The organism is Shewanella sp. TB7-MNA-CIBAN-0143 (assembly GCF_040310065.1).
Taxonomy (GTDB): Bacteria; Pseudomonadota; Gammaproteobacteria; order Enterobacterales; family Shewanellaceae; genus Shewanella.
Genome location: NZ_JBEOPL010000001.1, coordinates 13,873 through 30,772, shown reverse-complemented (window position 1 = coordinate 30,772; position 16,900 = coordinate 13,873). Strand labels below are relative to the sequence as shown.

At 43.1% G+C, this 16,900-nt stretch carries 13 protein-coding genes; 6 read left to right on the top strand and 7 right to left on the bottom strand.

Annotated features, from left to right (window positions below; genetic code table 11):
• Nucleotides 1-56 precede the first annotated feature (56 nt).
• On the bottom strand, nt 57-863 hold the full coding sequence (locus AAEY97_RS00125) for a class II aldolase/adducin family protein (RefSeq protein ID WP_443024118.1): 807 nt from the start codon (nt 861-863) through the stop codon (nt 57-59).
• A 100-nt stretch (nt 864-963) separates the two neighbouring features.
• On the opposite strand from AAEY97_RS00125, the gene AAEY97_RS00120 reads away from it, so the two are divergent.
• From AAEY97_RS00120 to fdhF, 3 genes are all read left to right on the top strand, one after another.
• Entirely contained in the window at nt 964-1,869 is a 906-nt protein-coding gene (locus AAEY97_RS00120) for a LysR family transcriptional regulator (RefSeq protein WP_350995643.1), read from the top strand.
• Nucleotides 1,870-2,033: 164 nt separating this feature from the next.
• Nucleotides 2,034-2,750 (top strand): oxidative stress defense protein, encoded by a 717-nt coding sequence (locus AAEY97_RS00115; protein ID WP_335690861.1) that lies wholly within the window; start codon nt 2,034-2,036, stop codon nt 2,748-2,750.
• Between the two features lie 471 nt (nt 2,751-3,221).
• On the top strand, nt 3,222-7,451 hold the full coding sequence (gene fdhF / locus AAEY97_RS00110; RefSeq protein WP_350995640.1) for a formate dehydrogenase subunit alpha: 4,230 nt from the start codon (nt 3,222-3,224) through the stop codon (nt 7,449-7,451).
• 367 nt (nt 7,452-7,818) lie between these two features.
• On the opposite strand, the gene AAEY97_RS00105 is transcribed toward fdhF, so the two are convergent.
• The 3 genes from AAEY97_RS00105 to AAEY97_RS00095 form a co-directional block, all read right to left on the bottom strand.
• Nucleotides 7,819-8,676 carry a universal stress protein gene (locus AAEY97_RS00105; RefSeq protein ID WP_259395495.1) on the bottom strand — a complete coding sequence of 286 codons (858 nt, stop codon included), beginning with the start codon at nt 8,674-8,676 and terminating at the stop codon, nt 7,819-7,821.
• 29 nt (nt 8,677-8,705) lie between these two features.
• Nucleotides 8,706-10,196: a SulP family inorganic anion transporter gene (locus AAEY97_RS00100; protein WP_101085950.1), complete on the bottom strand. Its 1,491-nt coding sequence runs from the start codon at nt 10,194-10,196 to the stop codon at nt 8,706-8,708.
• 681 nt (nt 10,197-10,877) lie between these two features.
• Nucleotides 10,878-11,099 carry a hypothetical protein gene (locus tag AAEY97_RS00095; protein WP_101085952.1) on the bottom strand — a complete coding sequence of 74 codons (222 nt, stop codon included), beginning with the start codon at nt 11,097-11,099 and terminating at the stop codon, nt 10,878-10,880.
• A gap of 325 nt (nt 11,100-11,424) precedes the next feature.
• On the opposite strand from AAEY97_RS00095, the gene AAEY97_RS00090 reads away from it, so the two are divergent.
• Nucleotides 11,425-12,267 carry a sulfotransferase domain-containing protein gene (locus AAEY97_RS00090; protein WP_101085953.1) on the top strand — a complete coding sequence of 281 codons (843 nt, stop codon included), beginning with the start codon at nt 11,425-11,427 and terminating at the stop codon, nt 12,265-12,267.
• Between the two features lie 109 nt (nt 12,268-12,376).
• Here the strand turns inward: AAEY97_RS00090 and lgt are convergent, their stop codons facing one another.
• Nucleotides 12,377-13,153: a prolipoprotein diacylglyceryl transferase gene (gene lgt, locus AAEY97_RS00085; protein ID WP_101085954.1), complete on the bottom strand. Its 777-nt coding sequence runs from the start codon at nt 13,151-13,153 to the stop codon at nt 12,377-12,379.
• 181 nt (nt 13,154-13,334) lie between these two features.
• Between lgt and AAEY97_RS00080 the strand changes: the two genes are divergently transcribed.
• Both AAEY97_RS00080 and AAEY97_RS00075 read left to right on the top strand, forming a co-directional pair.
• Nucleotides 13,335-14,180: a pseudouridine synthase family protein gene (locus tag AAEY97_RS00080; RefSeq protein WP_350995637.1), complete on the top strand. Its 846-nt coding sequence runs from the start codon at nt 13,335-13,337 to the stop codon at nt 14,178-14,180.
• 103 nt (nt 14,181-14,283) lie between these two features.
• Nucleotides 14,284-15,006 carry a DUF2057 domain-containing protein gene (locus tag AAEY97_RS00075; protein ID WP_350995634.1) on the top strand — a complete coding sequence of 241 codons (723 nt, stop codon included), beginning with the start codon at nt 14,284-14,286 and terminating at the stop codon, nt 15,004-15,006.
• A gap of 325 nt (nt 15,007-15,331) precedes the next feature.
• Here the strand turns inward: AAEY97_RS00075 and ybaK are convergent, their stop codons facing one another.
• Both ybaK and AAEY97_RS00065 read right to left on the bottom strand, forming a co-directional pair.
• On the bottom strand, nt 15,332-15,805 hold the full coding sequence (gene ybaK / locus AAEY97_RS00070; RefSeq protein ID WP_162022404.1) for a Cys-tRNA(Pro) deacylase: 474 nt from the start codon (nt 15,803-15,805) through the stop codon (nt 15,332-15,334).
• A 10-nt stretch (nt 15,806-15,815) separates the two neighbouring features.
• Nucleotides 15,816-16,784 (bottom strand): TDT family transporter, encoded by a 969-nt coding sequence (locus AAEY97_RS00065; RefSeq protein ID WP_350979728.1) that lies wholly within the window; start codon nt 16,782-16,784, stop codon nt 15,816-15,818.
• Nucleotides 16,785-16,900 lie beyond the last annotated feature (116 nt).

The window sequence follows — 16,900 nt, the reverse complement described above, 5'->3', positions numbered from 1 at the left end:
GCTGCATGCATACGGTTTTATCAAAATCAAACCGCCCTTTGGCATCGTTAACAGGCTTAATCTAAAAAGCTGTTATCTTGCGCCAACATGACCTGATACAAAGGTTGAAAATTACCCCATGTCACTAAATCTGAGCCATTAATTTGGCGAGTTTTAGTCGCAATTTCATGGCCAATCAATTTAAGTTCACCCGCCGCCTGTGCCAATAACTGGCTATGGCAGCAACTGTCTAACATGACAAAATTAGCCGTTGCCGCATCAACAGACTTACCGACAGTGAGTAAGCCATGGTTTTGTAAGATAACCGCAGCATGGCCTTGTAGCGCCTCAGCAATCATATCGCCTTCAGATAAATCGGCGACCACGCCGGTAAAAGTCTCAAACACACTGTGGTTTTCATAAAACATGCATGCGTCTTGAGAAATAGGTTTAAGTAACTCACCTAGTGATGAAAATGCACGCCCATAAGTAGTATGGGCGTGAGCCACTGCGTTGACATCGGGGCGAGCATGGTGAATACGCGAATGAATCGCAAATGCGGCATTATTGATTGGATGCTTACCCTCCAAAATATTGCCTTTATGATCAACTCGCACTAAATCAGAAGCCCTAATTTTAGAAAAATGCACCGCTAACGGATTAACCCAAAATGACTCAGGGTCAATACAATCACGCAAGGTGATATGCCCCGCTAAACCCTCATCGAATCGATAATGGGCAAATACTCTAAATGCCGCCGCTAGACGCTGTTTTTCATATTGTTGTTGCTGTTGTTTATTATCAAACTTTGGCGGTAACGGCATTGGATATTTATCTGTGCCAATGGTCATTTTTTGAATTTGCTGTGCTTGAGTGTCATTTATTGCGGTCATGTTGAGTCTACTTTTATTGGTTTAGTTTGACTTTAATTTAACCAAGCCTAAAATAAATTCAAATGATACTAAATCATAGATAACTATTAATATGCTGCATAGTAAGATTGATTTAAACTTATTCCTCATTATGAGCACGGTATATCAGCACGGCAGTATTACTGCTGCGGCCAGTAAACTGCACCTAACACAACCCGCTGTAAGCCATGCTATTGCTCGGCTACGCGACAAATTTAACGACCCATTATTTGTCCGCCATGGCCGTAAAATGGTGCCAACAGCCTTATGCCAAAAAATCATTCCCGACGTGCAACAAGCGCTGCTGTTACTCAATAATACCGTTAGCCAACCCGCGACATTTGACATACAACAGCACAAACGCGAGATAAAACTAGGCTTAAGAGACATATTAGAGTCAATGTTCTTTCCTATTCTTATGCCCGATTTACTCAATAACACCCCCAATATCACCCTAAACAGTCGTCAAATTAAACGCACTGAACTTGAGCCGTCACTGGCGCAGCAAAGTTTAGATATTGTTATCGATGTACTGATGCCAACCCATAAAGATATTCGCAATACTCTAATATGTAGCGAACGATTTTCATTAGTGTGTCGTCAAAACCATTCTATATTACAGCAGCTCACGCTCGCTAATTATGCCGCCGCATCTCATGCATTAGTGAGCTTAAAAGACTTCAGCATCGACACCGTCGACATGGCACTCGCCCATCAAGGCGTTAGCCGCAATATTGCATTACGCTGCGAGCATTACTTTGCCGCCATCAGCGTGATCTGCCAATCAGATTTGATCATGACCATGCCAAACACCTACGCCATGTTGTTACAACAAACCATGCCAATTGTAGTGTCGCCATTGCCCTTTGAAGTACCAGAACTGGCGGTACACATGTATTGGCATCAACAAGCCCAAGACGATCCGGTAAATCAATGGATCAGAAACAAATTGCTTAATATCTCGGCCCAGTTGTTTTAGTTTCTGTTAAGTAGTTAGTAAGTCATAAATAAACCGTAAGAAATAAATCGCAGAAAATAGTCAAAAATAAAAACCCTTTTTTATATTTGCACCGTTTACACTCATAACAGACCCACTTTACCTGTGTGAAAACAGTATTTAGCTAACCACTAGCGGAGTTATCAATGAACAAAATATTACTCACAAGCATCATTTCTGCCTCATTATTTACCTTAACCGCCACCAGCAGTTTATCGCCAGTACAAGCAGCTGAGCTCAGTTTTGCTCATATTGAAACAGTGGGAACAAGCACCATTGAAGCTGCAGCAGACATGGCTATTATCAATGTTCAAGTATCTATAGAAGCCGATAGCGCTAAAGCCGCTAAAGACAAAGCCGACGAAGCCGTTAGCCAATTTATGCAACGATTACTCAAAGCTGGAGTCGACAAAAAACACATCCAAAGTGCTAACTTACAACTTAATCCGCAATATATGTATGTGCAAAATGAACCGCGTAAACTCACGGGTTATAACGCTAGTCGTCAAATGACCATTACCGTAATTGACCTTAACAGCTTAAATGAATTACTCGACAGCGCTTTGGTTGAAGGGATTAATAACGTTAATAATATCGAGCTAAAGTCGAGCCAAGAAGCCAAAATTATTGCGCAAGCTCGCCAAGCCGCGATTGATGACGCCAAGCAAAAAGCTCAATCTTTAGCCAAAGGCTTTGGTGAACAAATTGCAGGGGTATGGCAAGTAAGATACTTTCCGCAACAAGCCAATCAGCCAGAAATGTACCGCGCCAGCATGAAAATGAATGCCGATGTGGCGCAAACCTATCAACAAGGCCAAGTTAACATTAGCGACAGAGTTGAAGTGGTTTTTAGATTGAAGTAGCAATAAACAAGCGGGTTGAATATCATTTACTCAGCCTGCTTTTTTGTAACCGCCATTGTTGTAACAGCCATTGTTGTAACAGCAATGGCTATAACAGAAATGGTTGTAACAGCAATGAATCCTCTCATCACAACCAACTGTCCACAATTGTGAACAATGACAACAAATCATCACTCTCCTAGCAATAATTACGAGACAAAACCACAAGTAGTTAATTGTTTATTATAACATTAATATAAAATACATATTTAATCGCAATAAAAATGATCTAAGTCACATCTGAAAATCACTCCTCAAATTAAACTTGATGCATAGACTCTAGATGCCAGAGCAAGGTTATCAGCTTAATCTGCCATTGCTGACATTAATCCCATTTTAGGTTTATTTTTTTATGCCTATTGACGCCCTACTCGTCCCATCCTCAAAGGCATTAGACTTTGCCCGTGACTCAAAAAATGAAAAGGCTTTGCAATGATTGATATCACTATCGACGGAATAACACTTTCGCTTCCTAAAGCTGACAGCTTGTTAAAGGCAGCAAAAAACGCCGGTATTAACATCCCTAGCTTATGTGATTATTCTCATCGCCAAGAGAGACAACACTGCAATTTGTGCCAAGTACAAATCAAAAACCATGATGGTAGTTTACGATGTGTTCGCGCCTGTGAAACACCGCTAGAAACGGGTTTAGAGGTCATTACTCAGTCGAGCCACTTAAGCCATCTTCGTCAACAAGCACTCAAAGATATTCTGAGTGATCACTTTGCGGATTGTGAAGCGCCCTGCCAAACCGCCTGTCCTGCCGGCGTTGACGTGCAGTCGTACCTGTATCATATCGGCAGAGGTGATCATAAAGAAGCCGTCAAAGTCATCAAGCAAACCTTACCTTTACCCTTGTCTATTGGCCGTGTTTGCCCGGCTTTTTGTGAAGCCCAGTGTCGCCGCGGACTGGTAGATGAACCTGTGGCAATTCGCCAATTAAAACGTCATGCAGCAGACTTAGATTTACAAGATGCAGAGTCTTATGTCCCGCCAAAAGCACCCGCTACCAACAAGCGCATTGCGATTATCGGCAGTGGCCCAGCAGGACTCACCGCCGGCTATTATTTGTCTAATAATGGCCACGATGTCACCATTATGGAGTCGGCCCCTAAAGCAGGTGGCTGGTTACGTTACGGCATCCCAGAGTACCGCTTACCTAAAGATATACTGGATAAAGAGATTGAACTGCTCACCCGCAATGGACTTAAGATCAAGACCGGATGTGCACTGGGTCGTGATACCAATTTAACCGAGTTAGTGGCCAATTATGATGCGGTTTGCCTTGCGATTGGGGCACAAAAAGCCGTGCCAATGAATTATCCTGGCAGTGATTTAATCGGCTGTTATTTAGGTGTGGACTATTTACGCGATTATTGCACCGACAAAAAATTGATTACAGGCAAAAAAGTGGCCGTCATTGGTGGCGGTAATACTGCCATTGATTGCGCCCGTACCGCTGTGCGCGATGGTGCAGATGTGACCTTAATCTATCGTCGTAGCCGTGATGAAATGCCAGCTGAGCCCTATGAAATACATGAAGCAGAAGAGGAAGGGGTTAAGTTTCATTTTCTCACTAATCCTCTGGAAAACCACAGCGATAACCAGGGCCGGGTTAAATCCGTCACCTTTGCTAAAATGGCGCTCGGTGAGCCCGATGAATCTGGTCGCCGCTCCCCTAAAGCGACCGGCGAAACCTTTGAAGAAGCGTTCGACACTGTAATTCCTGCGGTATCTCAACAAGTGGATTTAGCCTTTTTAGACCAACCAGAAAATCAAATAGACACTGGCCATATCGCCCTGACCCGCTGGCATACTTTCCTTGGCTGCGAGCAAACCATGTCTGCTGGAGTGGAAAAGCTATTTGTTATCGGTGATTCCCGCACCGGCCCAGGTACTGCAGTTGGTGCGGTAGCTGATGGCCGCAAAGCCGCTGAAGCCATTGAAGGATTGTTAACTGAAGGCTTAACATGTCATTTAGAGCCTGGACTATTTAACTCACGAAAAGCCAACAAAACAGCCTCGTTATCTGCAGCGCTACATCCCAACGCTTACCCTAACTTATACCCTGAGACAGCCAAACGTCGTCGCTTAAAAATGCCAGAGCTAAACCAGCTCAATCGAGCGCTTAACTTTGCCGAAGTAGAGCTAGGATTCATTCCCGATGAAGCAATGCAAGAAGCTATGCGTTGTTTAGAGTGTGCTTGCCAAGCCAATACCGATTGTAAGTTACGCGATTACGCCACCGAATATAAAGTCGACGGAAAAACACTGGTTCAAACTCAGGCGCGTAAATTTAAAGTCGATAACAGTGCGCCTTTTATTACTTTTGATGCTAATCGCTGCATCAGTTGCGCCGCTTGTATTGACGCTTGCCATCAGCAAAGTGGTCATAACGTTATCAGCTTTGAAGCCAATAGTTATCAAGCACTACCCGATGCTACAACAGCAGGCATTAGCCGCAATGCCCCTCGTGTTGGCTTTACTGCGTCGATGAATGACAGTGATTGTGTGCAATGCGGTAACTGTGTTCAAGTTTGCCCTACTGGCGCTTTGGTTGATGCCCGCGATAAAACCCAAGGCAGCGACAGAGCGTTAACCAAAACCTCAACCGTGTGCACATATTGTGGCGTTGGTTGCCGGGTTGAACTGCATGTCGATCAGGACAAAAATCATGTAATGCGAGTATCTGGCGATACTCAATCAGTGGTCAATGAAGGCATGTTATGTGTTAAAGGGCGCTCTGGTTTTGATTTTTTAAACAGTCCTAAACGCCTTACAACGCCATTAATTCGCAAAAATGGTCAGCTGCAACCCGCCTCTTGGTCTGAAGCCATTAGTTATATAGCACAGCAACTGCAACCGATTAAAGATGCCGCTGGGCCAAGCAAGTTTGCTGCATTGTCTTCAGCTAAATGCACCAATGAAGAAAACTATTTAATGCAAAAATTCACCCGTAGCATTATGGGCACCAACAACATTGATCACTGCGCGCGACTATGTCATTCATCATCTGTTGCTGGGTTATCCGATACCATTGGCGGCGGGGCCATGACCAATGATATTCCCAGCATTAAAGACTCAGATGTGATTTTTATCATCGGCTCCGATACCACCAGCGCCCATCCTATTATTGCCTCGCATATTAAACGAGCCGTTAGCCAACACGGCGCGCGCTTAATTGTGGCGGACCCAAAGAGAACGGCTATTGCAGACAGTGCCCATTTATATGTATCACATAAACCTGGCACAGATGTGATGCTACTCAATGCCATCATGCAGCAAATTATCATCAATAACTGGCAAGACATGCACTACATCAATAGCCGTATTGAAGACTATGAATTGCTCAAACAAGAAGTGATGAAACCCGATTACAGCTTAGCCAATGCAGCCCTAATAACTGGCGTGAGTGCCGAAGATATTGCCACTATGGCAAAAATGATCGGCACCGCCAGCAAAACCGCCTTGTATTATGCCATGGGGATTACTCAACATACTTCGGGTTATGACAATGTTGTGTCCACCTCCAACTTGCAATTGCTGTGTGGCAATATTGGCGTAACAGGCGCCGGACTAAACCCACTGCGCGGCCAAAGTAATGTTCAAGGCGCTTGTGATATGGGCGCGTTACCCAATTATTATCCCGGTTACCAAAAAATCAATCCGACTAATAACGCTAAATTTGCCAAAGCTTGGGGCAATACATCGCTAAATTCAGAGATAGGATTAGCAGCAACTGAAATCATGCAGGCGATTGTGAAAGGTAAACTCGATGCTCTGTATGTTTTGGGAGAAAACCCAGTGCTGAGCGATCCGGACCAAGCCCATGCAATCGCTGCACTATCCAAAATTAAATTTATGTTGGTGCAAGATATCTTTTTAACCGAAACTGCGCAGATGGCTCATGTGGTATTACCCGCAACCGCCTTTGCCGAAAAAGATGGCCATTTCACCAATACAGAACGTCGGGTACAACAATTACGTGTCGCGTTAACCCCTCCAGGGGATGCGATTGTAGACTGGAAAATTATCCAAATGATTGCCAACAGCCTTGATGCTAATTGGCATTACCACAGCACCAAAGATATTTGGCAAGAAATTAACCACGTCACCCCGCAATATCAAGGCCTTACCTGGCAACGACTTGAACACAAGGTAGATGGTATACAGTGGCCATGCTTTGATGAAAACCATCCTGGCACACCGATTTTGCATACCGAAACATTTTTACGCGGTAAAGGCAGAATGATGCCAGTGAGTTATCGACTACCTGCCGAAATGCCCGATAGCGAATATCCATTAACCCTTTCAACAGGCCGTTTACTGGAACAATTTCATACTGGCACTATGACGCGCAAAACCCCGGAACTGGATATTAAAGGCTCGCCCAGAGTAATGATTTCAGTTTTTGATGCCGAGCAATTGGGAGTCAATAACGGTGATATGTTGAAACTGAGTACTCGCCGCGGAGAAATAGATATAGCCGCCTTTGTGACTAAGAGGGCTCAGGTAGGAGTATTATTTTTACCATTCCACTTTGCCGAAGCCGCAGCCAATAAACTGACCATTAATGCATTGGATCCCATTGCAAAAATTCCAGAATATAAGGTGTGTGCCGTTAAAGCAGAAAAGTCACTGCTGCCAAGTGTTGTTGCTTAAGCAGAGCCTAGCTCACAGCATACTAGTAGCCTAGTAGCGCTACGCTGCTAGGTCGCTGCGCGGCTAGATCCTATAAAATCAAGAACCTAGCCCCTAGCAGGACGCAAGTCCGCCCTAGTCGCGAAGCGATCCTAGCAGGACGTAGTCCGCCCTAGCAGCGAAGCGATCCTAGCAGGACGTAGTCCGCCCTAGCAGCGAAGCGATCCTAGCAGGACATAGTCCGCTCTAGTTGCGAAGCGATCCTAGCAGGACATAGTCCGCTCTAGTAGCGAAGCGATCCTAGCAGGACATAGTCCGCCCTAGCAGCGAAGCGATCCTAGCAGGACGTAGTCCGCCCTAGCAGCGAAGCGACGCTAGTCTTTTTTGCTTAACGCAACAATAACAACGGAATGTGGCTTTTACTGATCATCCGTGTCGTATTACTACCAACAAAAAATTCACGAATACGTGAATGACCATAAGCACCCATTACCATTAAATCAATTTGGTGTGCTAGCTGGTAAGCCTCTAGAGCCGTTTGCACCTCGCCCTGACAAACCGCAGTTGTTACCTCAAAACCAGCCTCGGTAAGAGAGTTTGCAACTGAAGTCAATTCGGTTAGCGCTTGAGATTGATTGTCAGACACCATCACTAAATGGCATGCGAGCCCTTTAAGTAGTGGGCTGCTTATCACGCGTTCAAGCACGGTTTTCGAAGTAGCACTGCCGTCATAAGCAATCATAAAACGGCTTGGCATTGTAAAATCAGCCATCACCACTAAAATCGGCTGTTTAAGCGTGCGTATAACACTTTCTAAATGACTGCCAATCGCTTGCGCTTGATCTTGATGTTGCTCACCTTGACGACCAATAACCACCAGTCTGGCATCAGCTTCCTGCTCAAGTAGCGTTTCCACTAAATCGCCATGGCGCTGCAGTGTTTGCACAGTCACAGAAGGTTGCGCCGCCACAATGCTCGTTTGCGCATCTTGTAGCATATATTTACCTTGTTCGAGCGCGAGTTTGCTCATGCGCCCTTCAAGTTCAACCATTTCAGCAAGCAGATGCTCTCGGCTACCAAGGCCAATATTTCCCGACAGATTTAACTCTGTAGGATAGGCAGACTTATCCAATACATGTAGTAAAGTCACTGGGGCATTCAACTGCATAGCCGCCCAGCCACTAGCATCAGATACCGCGCGTGTTGCTTTTGAACCATCGATACAGGCAATCACATTTGTCATCATTATTATCCTTTTATAGTGTTGCTATGGGCTTAGTGACCTGACATCATTTTTTCAACGTCTTCGGGTTTATCATGCACACCAAATTTATCCACAATGGTAGCGCTGGCTTCATTAAGACCAATTAACTCAACTTCAGTGCCCTCACGGCGGAATTTAATCACCACTTTATCGAGCGCCGATACCGCAGTAATATCCCAAAAATGTGCCAAAGATAAATCAATAGTCACCTTATCAACCACTTCTCTGAAATCAAATGAGTTGCTGAACTTATCTGCTGAGGCAAAAAAGACTTGGCCAATAATTTGATAATGACGGCCAGTGTCTGCTGAAGTGTCGGTGTTTTTAACCACCATAAAACGGCCCACTTTATTGGCAAAAAATAACGAGGCAAGTAACACACCTACAAATACCCCAATCGCTAAATTATGGGTAGCGACAACCACAACAACTGTGGCAACCATCACAAGATTGGTCGATAAAGGATGATGTTTAAGATTACGAATAGAATCCCAAGAGAAGGTTCCAATAGACACCATGATCATCACGGCAACGAGTGCAGCCATAGGGATCATTTTTAACCAATCACCTAAAAACACGATCAAGATTAGCAAAAACAAACCGGCAGAGAATGTCGACAAACGCCCACGCCCGCCTGATTTAACGTTGATAATTGATTGACCAATCATGGCACAACCTGCCATGCCGCCCAATAAACCAGCACCGATATTCGCAATACCTTGGCCCTTGCATTCGCGGTTTTTATCGCTTGGCGTATCGGTTAAATCATCAACAATGGTCGCTGTCATCATCGATTCCAATAAACCCACAACAGCAAGACCAGCAGAGTAAGGGAAGATAATCATTAACGTTTCAAGGGTTAATGGCACTTCTGGCCAAAGGAAGATTGGTAACGTATCAGGAAGTTGTCCCATATCGCCTACGGTACGGATATCTAATCCCATGTAAACCGCAAAAATGGTTAAGCCGACAATACAGATCAAAGGTGACGGCAATGATTTACCAATAACTGGGATGAGTGGGAATAAGTAAATAATACCCAGTCCAGCGGCGGTCATAGCGTATACATGCCACGTCACATCTGTGAGCTCTGGCAACTGCGCCATAAAGATCAGAATGGCGAGTGCGTTCACAAAGCCGGTCACCACCGAACGCGAGACAAAACGCATCAAACTACCAAGCTTTAAGTAACCTGCTGCAATTTGAAATATGCCGGTCAATAACGTTGCTGCTAATAAATACTCAAGACCATGTTCTTTAACTAAGGTCACCATCAATAGCGCCATAGCACCAGTAGCCGCAGAGATCATTCCAGGACGTCCACCCGTAAACGCGATAACCACAGCGATACAGAATGAAGCGTACAAACCCACTTTTGGATCAACCCCAGCAATAATAGAAAAGGCAATCGCCTCAGGAATTAACGCTAGCGCGACGACTATACCTGCTAACAGATCTCCACGGATGTTGGAAAACCATTCTTTTTTCATGTTTTGTATCATGTATTTTACTCTGTTTTAATGTTAGCCAATATGCCAATAACATATGTTAACGCCTGAGATATCAGCGTGCGTCAGCGGTGAAATTAACTCATTAATGCGACAAAATGATATTGGATAGTGATATACAACAAAAACTACCAACATGGCAGCAATTACGGACGGATCTTAACGATCCAAATAGGGAGGGAAAACTAATGCGGCTTAATATTCATTATGGAAAAACGACCTCGGCAATATGGGTAAATTAGGCTTAAAATTTATTAAACGCGCAGTGCATAAAAATGCAGCGGCAAGTATAAAGGGTTGCATAAGTAAAATCAAAGCGTTTAAACAGTAACACCGCGGACACGTTTACTGGTTTAGAGCCTTGTCAGAGCAGCTAAAGTGGATACAACACTCAGCTATCCCCTTTTAATGCTCAACTGAACAAAGCCCAACGTTATGATGAAGAGATAACCGCAATTTTTTCTGAGGTAAATTTGTTGTACGCAACGATTAAGCCGTAAGCCATTAATACTGAAACACACTCTGAAATAGAACCCAATAGCCGGAATGCTTCATAAGCAGAGCGAGGAATTAACGTTGCATAAGTTGACCCGAAACTTATTATCACTAGCAGAAAAAATGGTAACTGCATCAAAACAGCAGCCTTAACATTAAAAGGAGACCTAGGAACAACCTTTAATTGCTTGCGGTTTCAGCGCCTAAATTAACATCATTTTTGAGTATCAACACCACTAAATAGATCAAACCAAATAGCGGTACAATTGATAATACAGCGCCAAGCACGCCCGCCATAATCGGTGATTGTGTTTTACGACGACCAAGAAAATAACTGATAACACCCACTAGCAATGCGAAAATAACAATTAACTGGCCAACCAGCGTTGCATTAATATTCATCAAAACTCTCCTTGTTGTTTTATACATAATACAGCCTAAAATACCTCTACCAAACGGTCGCAAGGCATTTATTAACAAGCATGCTACATTTGCTAGCGATTTGATGCAAAGCAATTTGATGCAAAGCAATTAATGTCAGCTCTTAACAATAAACCATGCGCTATGAAGCTTGAAATTCATTACAGCGTTTACATTTAGCGACATTATCGTCGTTATAATCACAGTTTAATCCCTATACAAACACCCCAGTAAACTTGCCATTTTGAACAATTATCGGTAGTTTTACTGCATTGAACGACGTAAAAATAATAACAAAGGATTACGGATGGGAAACATACTTTGGGTGGCCTCTTACCCTAAATCGGGTAACACTTGGGTACGCGCATTTTTAGAAAACTATATTCAAAATCAAGATCAACCGATTGATATTAATACCATGCACACCATTTCGACGGCAGAGTCGGCCGCGCATCGTTACCAGCATTATTTACCAAAAGACAAAGCTGCCACCACTGAGCTGACGTTAGAAGAGGTGAGTGTATTGCGGCCACAGGTTCAGGCTGATATTGCGCATCAAGCTAATGGCACCACATTTGTAAAAACCCACAACTACCTAGGCGAATACAACGGTCATCCACTGCATAATTCCTCAGTCACATCTGGGGCAATTTATGTGGTTCGTAACCCGCTAGATGTGGCAATCTCAATGGCCAATTACTTTGGTTACAGCATCGATGAAGCCATAGCTTATATGGCAGAAGAAATGACTGGCACGCCAAATGAAGCACCGCATGTGCCACAAATTATTACCTCTTGGTCTATGCATGTGTCTAGCTGGACTGCCGATGATGCCTCAAAGCTGATTTTACGCTATGAGGATATGCTAGATGATCCTAAAAAGGTCTTCCGTAAAGTAGAATCCTTTTTAGGTTTGAAAAAAGATCCTGTCCGCCTGAAAAATGCCATTAAGCACTCTTCTTTTGCTCAATTGAAAGCCCAAGAAACTAAACTCGGCTTTGTTGAAAAACATGAAAATGCTAATGCCTTCTTTAGAAATGGTGGCAAGCATCAGTGGAAAACCAAACTGACACCAGAACAAGTACAAAAAATTGTTGATACCCATTACGAACAAATGAAGCGATTTAAGTATTTACCAGCAGGTATGTAATGCCAAGTAAAAGGCATTAAATCCTGACTCAGATTACTCATAAAAAAACGTCCTATCGCATTAGCCATAGGACGTTTTTATTGGATATCACTTTCAGTTTGTAAGCATATTAGCTGCGTTTACGGTAAGCCATAACCAGCAACACAATACCCGCGAATAGAAACGGTAAACTTAACCACTGGCCGGCACTGAGCATTGACTCATGATATGCCGCCTGGCTGACTTTCACGCTTTCAATCGCGATACGCGCAGTAAAGACCAATACCAAAAACAAACCAAAGATAGCGCCGTGTTTTTGCTTCATATTGGTGTATTTATAAATGGCGAATAAGCCGATAAATATTAATAAATAGGCAAACGATTCATACAACTGCGCAGGATGGCGCGGCAACATATCAATACGTTTAAAAATAATGCCCCATGGCTGATTAGTGGGTTCGCCCAAAATTTCTGAATTAGCAAAGTTCGCCATACGCACAAAAAAGCCAAATATGGCTGTCGCAATAGCTAAACGATCGAGTAAAAACAAAAACGGTAACTTCACTTTACGTTGGTAAAAATACAGACCCAATATCGCTCCTAACCCGCCGCCATGGCTAGCAAGGCCGCCTTCCCAAATCGCAAATATCTTCAGCGGATGAGCAAAGTAATACCCAGGGTCATAAAAAATACAATGAGCTAAACGAGCCCCAACAATAATGCCAATAACGCAATACACTAATAGGTTATCAAGAGACTCAACATCTAAGCCTTCTTTTTTGTAAAAGTGCTTCATCACCTGAAAACCAGTGGCTATAGCCAACGCAAAAAGCGCGCCGTACCAATGTACGGTTAATCCCATAAACGAGACTAATATAGGATCAAAATCCCAAACGATGTGTTCCAAGTTACCTACTCCAGATTGATATGGTGTTTTGTCGCGTTATGCTAAAACAACTTTACGACAGATGATACATAGATACTTAAGCGAAGAGAAAGTTTCATTAACTAATCAACATTGAAGCGCTAAATAAGGTAACATTTAGCGTTATTTACTGCTGATAAACTGCATTGTTAGAGTTAACCAAATGATGGCTGATAAAACCGAATACCATATTGATATTACCGAGCACAGTACTGACGCTATTGAGCTTTTGGCGCAAGCCAGTAGCCTGAGCAAGCAAGTATTGAAAGATGCTATGCAAAAAGGTGCTATCTGGCACAGCCATGGTAAACAAACTAATCGTATTCGCCGTGCAAAAAAGCCTTTGCAACCCGGTGACAAACTGCATCTCTATTACAATCAATACATTTTAGACGAACAAGTCACACCGGCAGAGTTATTGTTTGATGAAGGCGACTACAGCATTTGGTACAAGCCCTATGGTATGCGTTGCCAGGGCTCAAAGTGGAGCGATCACACCACCATTAATCGCTATGCTGAATTAAATATGCAGCCGCAGCGCAATGCCTTTATTATTCATCGTCTAGATCGTGCTGCTACCGGTTTATTAGTATTGGGACACAGTAAAAAAGCCGCTGCCGCTATTGCTAAGCTGTTTGAAACTCGCGAATTGGAAAAGTACTATCAAGTGATTGTTGAAGGTGAGTTTCCGAGCAATCCCGTTACCATTGATACTCCGGTCGATAATAAACCGGCGTTATCCCACGCCACCTTACTGACCTACAACTCAGAGTTGAATCAATCCAAGGTACAGGTAAAAATAGACACCGGCCGTAAGCATCAAATTAGGATTCATATGGCTAGCTTAGGCCACCCGGTTGTAGGCGACCGTTTGCATGGCAATGGCGGCGAGCACTCGCCCGACCTTGCACTGACATCGTGTTTTTTCCGTTTTGTTTGCCCATTAAGCAACACGCTAAAAACCTTTGAACTGCCAGAGCATTACCGACCAGCATTTATTACCACTTAAGCTATTAGGAAATTAAGCAATTAAGCAATTAAGCAATTAAGCAATTATTGTGCTTACACATAACACACAATATTGTTCATCAACATCAATGGAATAACATACTATGCGTCATATCATCGCGTTACTTTGTCTTACTCTTAGCCCTATGGGCATCGCCGCCAGTTTACAACTGCCAGACAGAGTCGAAACGGTATTAGTTAACGGTAAAGCATCACAACAGCAATCTAGTGTAAAACTGGACTTAAGCATGCCCGATAACATGCAACAAATCGCTTTTCGCTATCAAGCCCGTTATCGCGATAATGGCAGCCAAAATAATTTTGTTTCTGATGTTGTTATCTTGCGTTTTCAAGCCAGCGAGCAAAACTACCAACTCACATTGCCGACCATTAACTCTGCCTCACGCGCCAATCAATTTAATGATCAACCCACTATAACGTTAACCGACCATGCAGGTAAAAGCATTGTATTTACTCAAGATAAACTGATGAAATCAGGCTTACAAATTGGCCGTGATTTTGCTCAAGAGATCGCACAATATAATGAATCTGGCGCCATAGCTGCAATTGCATCAGCTAAACCTATCAACAAAAAAACAGCTACTGCAGCGCCAATTGCACCAGTAGTACCAATAGTACCAGTAGCGCCAGTAGCGCCAGTACCAGTCACAAAAACGGCAGAGGTTACCGCAAGTAACAATACCGCTAACACTCAGGTTAATAAAACTGAAGATATCACCCAAGCAGAAATCAGTAGAATGCTCGATTATTGGTATCAAAAAGCTAATCTCAATACCCAAGCAGAGTTTAAAGCCAAAATAAATTGATAATGAAGGGTGTTATTGAACGAAGGTAAAACCTAGAGTTTGAACTTGAATAGTTCAACACTCATTCTTTTGAAACTAATGATTTGAGACTCACTCTTTTGAGACGAACTTGTTTAAGAGCAGATATTTTACGATAAAATGTTTGAGATGAATTGTTTGAGGTGAATTGTTTACGGCAAATGTTTACGGCGATCTCTTTATAGCTAACCTTTTATAGCAAACTCTTTGTAGAAAATTATTGGCTGCGAAATGTTGGCTGCGTATTGCTTGCTGACAATGGTCATTAAGCTAACAATCTCATCGGCCAGTTAACGGCAAATAGACATTAACGTTGGGCACAAATATCAGCAAACGTGGCGTTCAATAACCGTTGTAAATCAGCAGGGCTTAACGAAATATCTACGCCTCTTTTGCCGGCGCTAATGTAGATACGTTGATGCTGCTGTGCAGAAATATCGATAACTGTCGGCAGAGGTTTTTTTTGCCCTAATGGGCTCACTCCACCCAGTACATAACCGCTAGAACGCTCAACGACTAATGCCTCTGCCATGCGGGCTTTTTTTGCGCCTGCGGCTTTCGCGATTAACTTCATACTCAACATCGACGACACTGGCACAACCCCAACCACCAGCGCTTGATTATCTAAACTCACCACCAAGGTTTTAAACACTTGTTCCGTTGGCACGCCCAGTTTTTGCGCTGCTTCTAAACCATAAGATTCACTATTAGTATCATGGTGGTATTCATGTACTTCAAAATCTATTTTATGCTTTTTTGCTATCTCAATTGCTGGGGTCATATACGCTCATTTATGGATTAGCCACCAAGACTCTATTCGGTTGATAAAAATGCAGATATCGCAGACAAACATAACTGACAACCACGGTAGCGACAAGCAATTCAAACTCAGCTAATGCATTAATTTGCTGTACATATTCCGCAGCCATGCCAACACTTTCCATCCAAACAGACATCTTAAATAATGCCGTTGCCCCAATCACCATCGGAAACGTAAACGCGGCATAACCAGGACTAAAAGGTAAACGCATCAGTTTGAAAAAACACAAATAGATAATTGCAGTCATTAACACTCCAATACCAAATAATAATCCAACAATGACCGGCGATGGTTGTTCAATTACGGTTAAATAACCCGCCAAAGATAAACTGGCTGGCGCCGCTAAAATCGCTAAGGTTGGTTTGGCTGCATCAGGGATTTGTTCTGTAAATATAAGACGATAAATCATCATCGGTAACATTATGGCATAACTTAACATGCCAAAAATCAGCGCGGTATGAGCAACCCACGCGAGATGAATATTGCCTGAAAACGACACATCTGCCACCACAATACCAATAGGAGGAATAAACCAACTCGGCACCATATGATGCAGAGAAAATTGCTTACTGCGATGATAAATAAACCCGACCAAAAAACCGATGTGTAGCAAAACGGCAAATGACCATAATAAATCACCTGCGAGTGCCGAGGCATAACCCAGCGAATTCGACACCACCATTAACGCCATTGCAAAAGTAGGTACCACGCTACCAACGACTGGATGAGCGAGATCTTGACGTAATAAATGTGAATGTAATAAAAATTTAGCACTTAAAATCAGTAATAATACACTTGCGATTACAGCCCCTGCCCACTGACTATAATGATGGAAATCAACTAGGAGTTCCCAACTCCAACCTAAACTTGCAATACCCAACGCTAATCCAGCCATAGGGGTTGGAACAGTCGTTAGTGTTTGTTTTACTGCTCGAATCATTACAACCTCAAAACAACCCATCAGAGAATAAGCTTATATTACGCTTGCACTTTGTTTATATATATCCAATTATATGAAACATACGTTCAGAAAATCTGAACGAAATATCGATCATA

Excerpts from the sequence above, each read along its gene's own strand:
- AAEY97_RS00120 (WP_350995643.1), top strand. The coding sequence starts at position 964 with ATGCTGCATAGTAAGATTGATTTAAACTTATTCCTCATTATGAGCACG.
- AAEY97_RS00115 (WP_335690861.1), top strand. The coding sequence starts at position 2,034 with ATGAACAAAATATTACTCACAAGCATCATTTCTGCCTCATTATTTACC.
- fdhF (WP_350995640.1), top strand. The coding sequence starts at position 3,222 with ATGATTGATATCACTATCGACGGAATAACACTTTCGCTTCCTAAAGCT.
- AAEY97_RS00105 (WP_259395495.1), bottom strand. The coding sequence starts at position 8,676 with ATGATGACAAATGTGATTGCCTGTATCGATGGTTCAAAAGCAACACGC.
- AAEY97_RS00100 (WP_101085950.1), bottom strand. The coding sequence starts at position 10,196 with ATGATACAAAACATGAAAAAAGAATGGTTTTCCAACATCCGTGGAGAT.
- AAEY97_RS00095 (WP_101085952.1), bottom strand. The coding sequence starts at position 11,099 with ATGAATATTAATGCAACGCTGGTTGGCCAGTTAATTGTTATTTTCGCA.
- AAEY97_RS00090 (WP_101085953.1), top strand. The coding sequence starts at position 11,425 with ATGGGAAACATACTTTGGGTGGCCTCTTACCCTAAATCGGGTAACACT.
- AAEY97_RS00080 (WP_350995637.1), top strand. The coding sequence starts at position 13,335 with ATGATGGCTGATAAAACCGAATACCATATTGATATTACCGAGCACAGT.
- AAEY97_RS00075 (WP_350995634.1), top strand. The coding sequence starts at position 14,284 with ATGCGTCATATCATCGCGTTACTTTGTCTTACTCTTAGCCCTATGGGC.
- ybaK (WP_162022404.1), bottom strand. The coding sequence starts at position 15,805 with ATGACCCCAGCAATTGAGATAGCAAAAAAGCATAAAATAGATTTTGAA.
- AAEY97_RS00065 (WP_350979728.1), bottom strand. The coding sequence starts at position 16,784 with ATGATTCGAGCAGTAAAACAAACACTAACGACTGTTCCAACCCCTATG.